Genomic DNA, 8,563 nt, shown 5'->3' with positions numbered 1-8,563 from the left:
CGATCTCGTCGATCTCGTTCGGCACCGAGCACGGGTCGGTCGACATCGAGGGCAAGCAGCAGGACGTCCGCGTGGACGACGAATCCCTGCACGAGATCGCCCGGCTGTCCGGGGGAGAGTTCTACAAGGCGGCGAGCGCGGACGAGCTGAAACGCGTCTACGCCGACCTGGGGGAGCAGATCGGGTACGAGCTGAAGAACGCCGACGCGAGCAAGCCGTGGGTGGTGCTGGGGACGATCATCCTCATGGCCGGAGCCGCCACCGCGCTCCTGTTCGGCCAGAGACTGCCGTAGTCGTTCACGGCGCGGCGAAGCCGTTCTGCCGCCAGCCCTCGTAGACGGCGATGGCGGCGGTGTTCGCCAGGTTCAGCGACCGGTTGTTGGGCAGCATCGGCAGCCGCAGCCGGTCGGTGACCTCCGGCGCGTGCTGGACCTCGTCCGGCAGCCCGGCCGACTCCGGCCCGAACATCAGCACATCCCCTGGCGCGTAGGAAACATCCGCGTACAGCCGGGTCGCCGCGGCACTGAACGCATACACCTTCGACGGCAGCAAGGCCTCCCACGCCGCGGCCAGATCGGCATGCACGTGGACCCGTGCGAGGTCGTGGTAATCGAGCCCGGCGCGGCGGAGCTGCTTGTCCTCCAAGGTGAACCCCAGCGGTTCGACCAGGTGCAGCTCGCATCCGGTGTTCGCGGCCAGCCGGATCGCGTTGCCGGTGTTGGGCGGGATTTCGGGGCGGTAGAACAACACTCGGAACACGGGACGCCTCACGCCGCCCCGGGAAGGTACTTCGCGTAAGCCGCGCGCACTTCCGGCGGCGGTTCCGCTTTGCGGTAGCTCTCGGTGTCGACGAACACGTACCGCAGCCGGATCTCGGTCGTCACCGTGTCGCCGCGGCGGACCTCCAGCTCGAACTGCATCGACGTGGTGCCCAGGTGCGCCAGATACACCGAGACCACCAGCTCGTCGTCGAAGCGGCACGGCGCGAAATACCGCAGGTTCGACTCGGCGACCACCACGTCGACCCCGGTGGCTAGCAGCGCGTCGTGCGAACCGAAGAGCGCTCTTTCCACCTCGAACGCCGCCATGTCCGCGTAGGCCAGGTAGTGCGCGTTGAAGACGATGCCTTGGGCGTCGCATTCGTGGTAGCGCACACGCAGGGGCATTTCGGCGAGAGGGCGGCGTTCGGTCACCTGACCAATCTAGCGATCAGCCGTGGAGTGCGCGGTAGGTGTCGGCCGCGCCGCGATGCAGGGGCACCGGCTGGGTGCCGATGAGCGTCCGCACGTCCAGGAACTGCGTCCCGACCGCCTGCGCAGGCACGAGTTCGGCAGCACGCCCCGCAAGCACCCGGACCACCGCCGCGGCGACGTCGAAGGGCAGTTTAGGCGAGCAGACCAGCAGATTCGCCACCCCGATCGTGCCGAGCGCGCCAACCCCGCGATAAGCCCCGGCGGGCACCTGCACCTGCTCGTACAGCGGCCCGTACGCCTTCCGCAGCTGGGGGAGCACCGACGTCAGCGGGATGAGCGAGAGCGGCGTCGTGCGGTTGAGGTCGGCGAGGGCGGGCGTCGGGATGCCGCCGGACCAGAGGAACGCGTCGATCCGGCGGTCGTGCAGGGCGGCGACCGCGTCGTTCAGCGGCAGGTGCTGGGCTTGGACCGGGATGCCGCTCGCGGCGAAGACCCGTTCGCCCAATTGCGCGGCGCCGGAGCGGCTCGCGCCGACCGAGATCGGGCGTCCGGCCAGTGAGCGCAGGTCGGTGAGCTGGTCCTCGGCGCGGACGACCAGCTGGAGGTAGTTCTCGTAGACGCGGCCGAGTGCTTGCAGCGGAACGGGTTTCCCGAACGGCGGGCCGCCGGTGCTCGCGGATTGCGCCACGTCGGCGAGCGCCAGGCCGAAGTCGGCCGTTCCGTCCTGGACGCGTTGCACGTTCTCGACGCTCGCCTCGGTGGGGAGCGCACTGCAGTGCAGCCGCGGTTCCGCGCGCGACAGCTCGGCGGCCAGGACTTCGGCGAAGGCCAGGTAGAAGCCGCCGGATTCGCCGGAGGCGATGGTGATCTTCCGGTCCGGGCCGCGGTAGGCGTCGGCGCAGGCGGCGAGTGTCAGGGCGAGGCCGCCGAGGATCGCGGCGCGGCGGGCGACCGTCACGGCGTCACCGCCGCGGGCAGCGTGATCCGGACTTGCAGGCCGTGCGGTTCGACCGCGCGCAGCTCCAGAACCCCGCCCCGGGCACGGGTTTGCTCCCGGGCGATAGCCAGTCCGAGACCGGTTCCGCGGGGTGCGCCGTCGCCGCCCGCGCGCCAGAACCGTTCGGTGGCCCTGGCGAGGTCCTCCGGCGGGAGACCGGGGCCGTCGTCGGCGACGATCAGCGTGACACTGTCCGGAGCGGACTCCCAAGCGGCGGTGATGGTCGCTCCCTGACCGGCGTGGTGGACGGCGTTGTCCAGCAGGACGTCGAGAATCTGCGCCAGTTCGCTTTCCGGCGTGCGCACCAGCAGCGGCTCAGTATGCACTTCGCACGGTACGAGGGTCGCGCCGGCTTCGTCGGCGGACAACCGCCACGCGTCGACCCGTTCCGCCACGACGGCCGCCAGATCAGCGGGCTCGTCGTCGGCGCGCGCGGCCAGCCGGGTCGCGGTGCTTTCCGCGGTGGCCAGGGCGAGCAGGCCGTCGAGAATCCGTTCCAGGCGTTCGACTTCCGCCACCGTGGCCTCGTAAGCCGGGCGGTTCCGGACTTCGGTGCCGAGCAGGTCGAGCCGCAGCCGGAGCGCGGCCATCGGGTTCCGCAGCTGGTGCGAGGTGTCCGCGACGAGCCGCTGCTGCTGGTTCGCCGATTCGACCACCGCGTCGGACATCCGGTTCACCGACGCCGCGAGCGACCGCAGTTCGCGCGGCCCGGACCGTTCCGGCACCTGCGCCCGGCGTCCGCCCGCGACCGCCAGCACGCCGGTTTCCAGCTCCACCAGCGGTCGCACCATCCACCGCGACAGCAGGACCGCGAGCAACACGAACAGCGCCGCGACCACCATCGCCCCGGCCGCGATCGCGCTCCACGCCGCTCCGACGTCCGACGCCGCGGCGGTCACCGAAGCACGCAGCAGGACCACGCCGGACACCCGCGTCCCGGTGCCGACCGGGCGCGCGAACAGCACCGGATCGTCCGACCACGGCCGGATCCGCTCGACCGGCGCCTCCGGCTCGTTCCGCAGCGTCGCCTCGATGACGGTCCGCGCGCCGGGATCACTGCCGGTCAGGCCGCCGGTCTCGACCAGCGGCTGCCGCTGCGCGTCGACGATCAGCACGCCTTCGCTGTATAACGACGAATACTGCCGCGCGTCGGCGTTCAACGCGGTCGCGTCGCCGGAATCGACGGCCTGTTGCGCGAGCACCACGAAGCGGTCGACGTCGCTGCTGCGCGAAATCACCAGCTGCTGGGTCCGTTGATCAGCGGTCGCGGACAGCAGCGGAACCGCGAACGCCGCCACGACGGCGAGCGCGAGGGTGACCAGGACAGCCAGCAGGCGAGTGCGCACCGATCAGCTCCGGCCGAGCCGGTAGCCGAAGCCGCGGATCGTGGTGAGCAGGCCGGGCCGGTCGAGTTTCGCGCGCAGCTGCGTCATGTGGACGTCGAGCGAGCGGGAAACGGCGAGGTACGCGTCGCCCCACACCTCGTCCATCAGCTGCTGGCGGCTCACCGCGGTGCCGGGCCGCGCGGCGAGCACCGCCAGTACCGCGAATTCCTTCGTGGTCAGCCCGATGTCGCGGCCGCCGACCACGACCCGGCGCGCGCCCAGATCGATCTCGACGTCCTCGATCTGCACCACCGGGTCCTTCGGCGCGGGGGCGGAGCCGCCCGCCCGCCGCGCCACCGCGTCCATCCGGGCCAGCAACTCCGCCATCCGCACCGGTTTCGCCAGGTAGTCGTCCGCGCCGAAGCGCAGCGCGCGCACGACCGAACGCTCGTCGTCGCGCGCGGTCAGCACGATGACCGGCACCGGAGACACCTGCCGGATCTTGCGCAGCACGTCCAGCCCGTCGAGATCCGGCAGGCCGAGGTCGAGAAGCAGCAGGTCCGAGTCCCGGTGCCGGGTGAGGGCGTCCGAGCCGCGGCCGACCGCGGTGACGGAATGGCCGTGCGCCTGCAGCGTTTCGGCGAGTGCCCGGGCGACCCCGATGTCGTCCTCCACGAGCAGCACGCGCACGGCCGTCCTCCCGATCAGTCCTCGCCGCGTTCGAGGGCGGACGAACGCGAAGTTTCCCGCATTGTCGCGTACACGACGAGCGACACGAGGACGCAACCCGCGACGTACCAGAAGAAGAGCGATTCGTGACCTGCCTTCTTCAGCGCCTGGGCGATCAGCTCGGCCGTCCCGCCGAAGATCGCGACGGTGAGCGCGTAGGGCAGGCCGACGCCGATCGCGCGGATCCGCGTCGGGAACAGCTCGGCCTTCACGATCGCGTTGATCGAGGTGTAGCCGGTCACGATCACCAGCGCGCCGAGCAGCAGCAGGAAGGCGAGGAACGGCTGGCTGGTGCGTGCCATCAGGGTCATGATCGGCACCGTCAGCAAGGTTCCCGCGATGCCGAAGAACATCAGCAGCTTGCGCCGGCCGATCCGGTCCGAGAGCCGTCCGGCCAGCGGCTGCAAAATCGCGAAGATCAGCAGCGCGACGAACATGATCACGGTGACTGTGCGCCGGGGGATGTGCGCGGTGTTCTCCAGGAACTTCTGCGTGTAGGTGGCGTAGGTGTAGAACGCGACCGTGCCGCCGAGCGTCAGGCCGACGACGAGCAGGATCTCCCGCGGGTACTTCACGAGCTGGCGCAGCGTGCCGCGCTCGCCCTTGCCGGTCTCGGCCCCTTCGGTGACCCGCTGGTAGCTCTCGGACTCGTCCATCGACCGCCGCAGCGCCATCACGATCACCGCCGCGAGCGCGCCGACGACGAACGCGATCCGCCAGCCCCAGTCGCCCATCTGCTTGTCGGTGAGCACGCTCTGCAGGATCAGCTGCAGCCCCAGCGCGAGCAGCTGCCCGCCGACGAGCGTCACGTACTGGAAGCTGGAGTAGAACCCGCGCTTGCCGGGAGTGGCCACCTCGGACAGGTACGTCGCCGAGGTGGAGTACTCGCCGCCGACCGAAAGCCCTTGCAGCAGCCGGGAAAACACCAGCAGGATCGGCGCCGCGATGCCGATCGCCGAGTAGCCCGGCGTCACCGCGATGAGCAGCGAACCGCACGCCATCATCGAAACCGACAGCACGAGCGCGGAACGGCGGCCGTAGCGGTCGGCGAACCGGCCGAGCAGCCAGCCGCCGAGCGGCCGCATGAGGAATCCGACCGCGAACACCGCGGCGGTGTTGAGGAACTGCGCCGTGGCATCGCCGCCGGGGAAGAACGCCTTCGCGAAGTAGACGGTGAACGCCGAATAGGCGTACCAGTCGTACCACTCGACGAGATTTCCGATCGAGCCGCGCAGCACGTTGCCGACCACGCGCCGCTCGTCCCGCGCCGAGCCGGCGTCCTGGATCCGGGTAGTCATCCTTGACCTCCTGTGTCGCGACTCACGGTGACCAACCGGGCAGTAACCAGCAAGGTCGAGGCGCGGTTCCTTACCGTCGCTTAGGACGGGAGTGCCGGGTGCGCCGCCGGTCAGCGCAGCCGATAGCCTCAGGCGGGCGCAACCGCGAAGACGACGAGGAGAACGCAGTGGGACGGTCGGTCTTGGTCACCGGCGGCAACCGGGGCATCGGGCTGGCGATCGCCCGCGACCTCGCGGAGCAGGGCCACCGGGTCGCGGTGACGCACCGCGGGTCCGGCGCGCCGGAGGGGCTTTTCGGCGTGCGGGCCGACGTCACCGACGCCGAGCAGGTGGACACGGCGTTCAAGCTCGTGGAGGAGCAGCAGGGACCGGTGGAGGTCCTGGTGTCCAACGCCGGGCTCACCGACGACACCCTGCTCATGCGGATGTCGGAAGAGCAGTTCGAGCGCGTGCTGAACGCGAACCTCACCGGGGCGTTCCGCGTCGCCAAGCGGGCCTCGCGCGGCATGCTGCGCGCCCGCTGGGGCCGGTTCGTGTTCATCTCGTCCGTGGTGGGCCTCTCCGGCTCGGCCGGGCAGGCGAACTACGCCGCCTCGAAGGCGGGACTGGTCGGCTTCGCGCGTTCGCTCGCACGGGAGCTGGGCTCGCGCAACATCACCGCCAACGTGGTCGCGCCCGGTTTCGTGCACACCGACATGACCGACGCGCTGAGCGAGGACCGGCGCAAGGAGATCCTCGCCAACGTCCCGTCCGGCCGCTACGCCGAACCGGCCGAGATCGCCGCCGCGGTGCGGTACCTGTCCTCGGACGAGGCGGGCTACGTCAACGGCGCGGTGCTGCCCGTCGACGGCGGCCTCGGCCTCGGCCACTGACCTTTCCCGAGAAGAACCATCCACGACCTGGAGGACGTGTTGCCCGGATTGCTCGAAGGCAAGCGGCTGCTGATCACCGGCGTCATCACCGACGCCTCGCTGGCGTTCCACGCGGCCCGCATCGCCCAGCAGGAGGGCGCGAAGGTCGTGCTCACCGGTTTCGGACGGCTGTCGCTGGTGGAGCGCATCGCCAAGCGGCTGCCCGAGCCCGCCCCGGTGCTGGAACTGGACGTCACCAACCAGGAGCACCTCGACTCGCTCGCCGACCGCGTCCGCGAGCACGTCGACGGCCTCGACGGCGTGCTGCACTCGATCGGCTTCGCGCCGCAGAGCTGCCTCGGCGCGCCGTTCCTGGACGCCCCCAGCGACGACGTGAAGGTCGCGGTGGACGTCTCGGCGTTCTCGTTCAAGGCGCTCGCCGTCGCGACGCTGCCGCTGCTCGGCCGCGGCGCCTCGATCGTCGGCATGGACTTCGACGCGCGTGTCGCGTGGCCGGTCTACAACTGGATGGGCGTCGCGAAGGCCGCGCTGGAGTCGGTGAACCGCTACCTGGCCAAGGAACTGGGCCCGCAGGGCATCCGGGTCAACCTGGTCAGCGCCGGCCCGATGAAGACGATGGCCGCGAAGTCCATCCCCGGCTTCGGCGAACTCGAAGCCGGCTGGGGCGACCGCGCGCCGCTCGGCTGGGACTCCGCGGACCCGGAGCCGACCGCCAAGACGGTGTGCGCCGTGCTGTCCGACTGGCTGCCCGCCACCACCGGTTCGATGATCATGGTCGACGGCGGCGTGCACGCGCTCGGCATCTGAGCTTGGTGTGGAACGGCCCCGCGGGAATGCTCCCGCGGGGCCGTTCTCTTTTAGACGGCCACTGGGTTCGGCGCGATGTCGCGCTGGTGCAGGCGCAGCGCGAAGGTGAGGGCGGCCAGCGCGAGCGCTCCGAGTGCGACGCTTACCCACGCCACGCTGGAGAAGCCCATCCCGGCGCTGATCGTCGTGCCGCCCAGCCAGGGGCCCGCGGTGTTTCCGACATTGAATGCGGAGGTCGTGCTCGCGCCGACGAGGGTTGAGGTGCCGCCCGCTGCGGCGTACGCGCGCACATTGAGGGCCGGGTTCGCCGCGAATCCAGCGGCGCCGAGGACGAGTACGGCGGTCACTGCTACGACGGGGTTGGTTGCGAAGGCGAGCGCGACGAGAGCGGCTAGGGCGATGCCTAGGCTGCCGTAAAGCGTCGCGAACGGGTGCTTGTCAGCTAGCTTGCCGCCAGCGTAGATCCCGATTACCGCGCCGCCGCCGAAGAGCGCCAGCACCACCGGCACGGCGGATTCGGGCAATCCTGCTACGGAGACGAGCAGGGGAGCTAGGTAGCTGAATGTCGCGAACACCATTGCCTGCAGCAGCGCGATCACACCTAGTGCGAGCCATAGCCGGCTGCGGCGGAATACCCGTAGTTCTTCGGCGATCCGTGGCGCTTGGGTTTCCTTGGTGGCGCGGGGGACCGACAGCAGGACGGCGATGGCGGCGATGACGGTCAGCGCGGCCACGGCCCAGAAGGCGCTGCGCCAGCCTGCGTGCTGCCCGAGCAGTGTGCCTGCGGGGACGCCTACGACATTTGCGACTGTGAGTCCGCCGACCAGTACCGCGAGTGCTTGCCCACGCCGGGCTTCCGGGACGAGGTTGACCGTGGTCGCGGCGGCTACGGCCCAGAAACCGGCGCAGGCGACCGCGCTGATGATACGGGTGGCGAAGAGGAGGGCGTAGCCGCCGGAGATTGCGCCGAGGACGTGTGCGGTGCTGAAGACGGCTAGGAGTCCCAGCAGGGTGGTTCGCCGGGGGAGGCGGATCGTGCCGACTGCCAGCAAGGGGGCGCCGACGACCATGCCCGCGGCGAAGGCGGAGATCAGCAGGCCTGCGTCGGGGACGGTTACGCCGAGGTCAGTGGCCATTCCGGGGAGGAGGCCGGTGATCATGAACTCGGAGGTGCCCAGTGCGAAGATGCTGAGGCCGAGCACGAAGACGGCTGGGGGCACGGGGTCTCTCTTTCTGGAACTGGTAGTACAGAATGAGGGTGGGGGCGGGTGAGGGTGGCGTCGGGGGGCGGCTCGTCGCCTGGGGGCGACATTGCCGTGGTCTTGGCGTGGGGCACCCCGAA

Annotated in this window: 9 protein-coding genes and 1 pseudogene; 3 read left to right on the top strand and 7 right to left on the bottom strand. The window is 70.4% G+C overall.

Annotated features, from left to right (window positions below):
* A pseudogene (locus A4R44_RS51515) lies at positions 1-293 on the top strand (hypothetical protein); the annotation flags it as partial.
* 4 nt (positions 294-297) lie between these two features.
* Here the strand turns inward: A4R44_RS51515 and A4R44_RS41770 are convergent.
* From A4R44_RS41770 to A4R44_RS41745, 6 genes are read right to left on the bottom strand one after another with little or no spacing between them, the layout of a single operon-like run.
* The gene (locus A4R44_RS41770) at positions 298-759 is read right to left on the bottom strand and encodes a tRNA (cytidine(34)-2'-O)-methyltransferase (protein WP_067594197.1); all 462 of its coding nucleotides are present in this window, start codon (positions 757-759) and stop codon (positions 298-300) included.
* A gap of 8 nt (positions 760-767) precedes the next feature.
* Positions 768-1,193, bottom strand: coding sequence for a thioesterase family protein (locus A4R44_RS41765; RefSeq protein WP_093576530.1), 426 nt, complete (start codon positions 1,191-1,193; stop codon positions 768-770).
* A gap of 16 nt (positions 1,194-1,209) precedes the next feature.
* Entirely contained in the window at positions 1,210-2,151 is a 942-nt protein-coding gene (locus A4R44_RS41760) for a TAXI family TRAP transporter solute-binding subunit (RefSeq protein WP_067594195.1), read from the bottom strand.
* Entirely contained in the window at positions 2,148-3,536 is a 1,389-nt protein-coding gene (locus A4R44_RS41755; protein ID WP_067594192.1) for a HAMP domain-containing sensor histidine kinase, read from the bottom strand. Before A4R44_RS41755 ends, A4R44_RS41760 begins: the two co-directional genes overlap by 4 nt.
* 3 nt (positions 3,537-3,539) lie before the next feature.
* Positions 3,540-4,205, bottom strand: a complete 666-nt coding sequence (locus A4R44_RS41750) for a response regulator transcription factor (RefSeq protein WP_067594189.1) — start codon at positions 4,203-4,205, stop codon at positions 3,540-3,542.
* A 14-nt stretch (positions 4,206-4,219) separates the two neighbouring features.
* On the bottom strand, positions 4,220-5,542 hold the full coding sequence (locus A4R44_RS41745; protein WP_067594183.1) for an MFS transporter: 1,323 nt from the start codon (positions 5,540-5,542) through the stop codon (positions 4,220-4,222).
* A 167-nt stretch (positions 5,543-5,709) separates the two neighbouring features.
* On the opposite strand from A4R44_RS41745, the gene fabG reads away from it, so the two are divergent.
* Together fabG and fabI are read left to right on the top strand one after the other, a co-directional pair.
* Complete coding sequence (gene fabG / locus A4R44_RS41740; protein ID WP_067594179.1) at positions 5,710-6,414, top strand: beta-ketoacyl-ACP reductase; 705 nt, start codon at positions 5,710-5,712, stop codon at positions 6,412-6,414.
* A 39-nt stretch (positions 6,415-6,453) separates the two neighbouring features.
* Positions 6,454-7,221: an enoyl-ACP reductase FabI gene (gene fabI, locus A4R44_RS41735; protein WP_067594359.1), complete on the top strand. Its 768-nt coding sequence runs from the start codon at positions 6,454-6,456 to the stop codon at positions 7,219-7,221.
* 50 nt (positions 7,222-7,271) lie between these two features.
* Here the strand turns inward: fabI and A4R44_RS41730 are convergent, their stop codons facing one another.
* Positions 7,272-8,441 carry a Cmx/CmrA family chloramphenicol efflux MFS transporter gene (locus tag A4R44_RS41730; protein WP_067594176.1) on the bottom strand — a complete coding sequence of 390 codons (1,170 nt, stop codon included), beginning with the start codon at positions 8,439-8,441 and terminating at the stop codon, positions 7,272-7,274.
* Between the last annotated feature and the right edge of the window lie 122 nt (positions 8,442-8,563).

This window comes from Amycolatopsis sp. M39, assembly GCF_001651785.1.
Taxonomy (GTDB): Bacteria; Actinomycetota; Actinomycetes; order Mycobacteriales; family Pseudonocardiaceae; genus Amycolatopsis; species Amycolatopsis rubida.
Note: the sequence above shows the minus strand (reverse complement) of the source record. Positions and strands in the feature narration are given on the sequence as shown.

Coding starts and splice junctions, on each gene's coding strand:
- A4R44_RS41745 (WP_067594183.1), bottom strand. CDS start 5,542: ATGACTACCCGGATCCAGGACGCCGGCTCGGCGCGGGACGAGCGGCGC.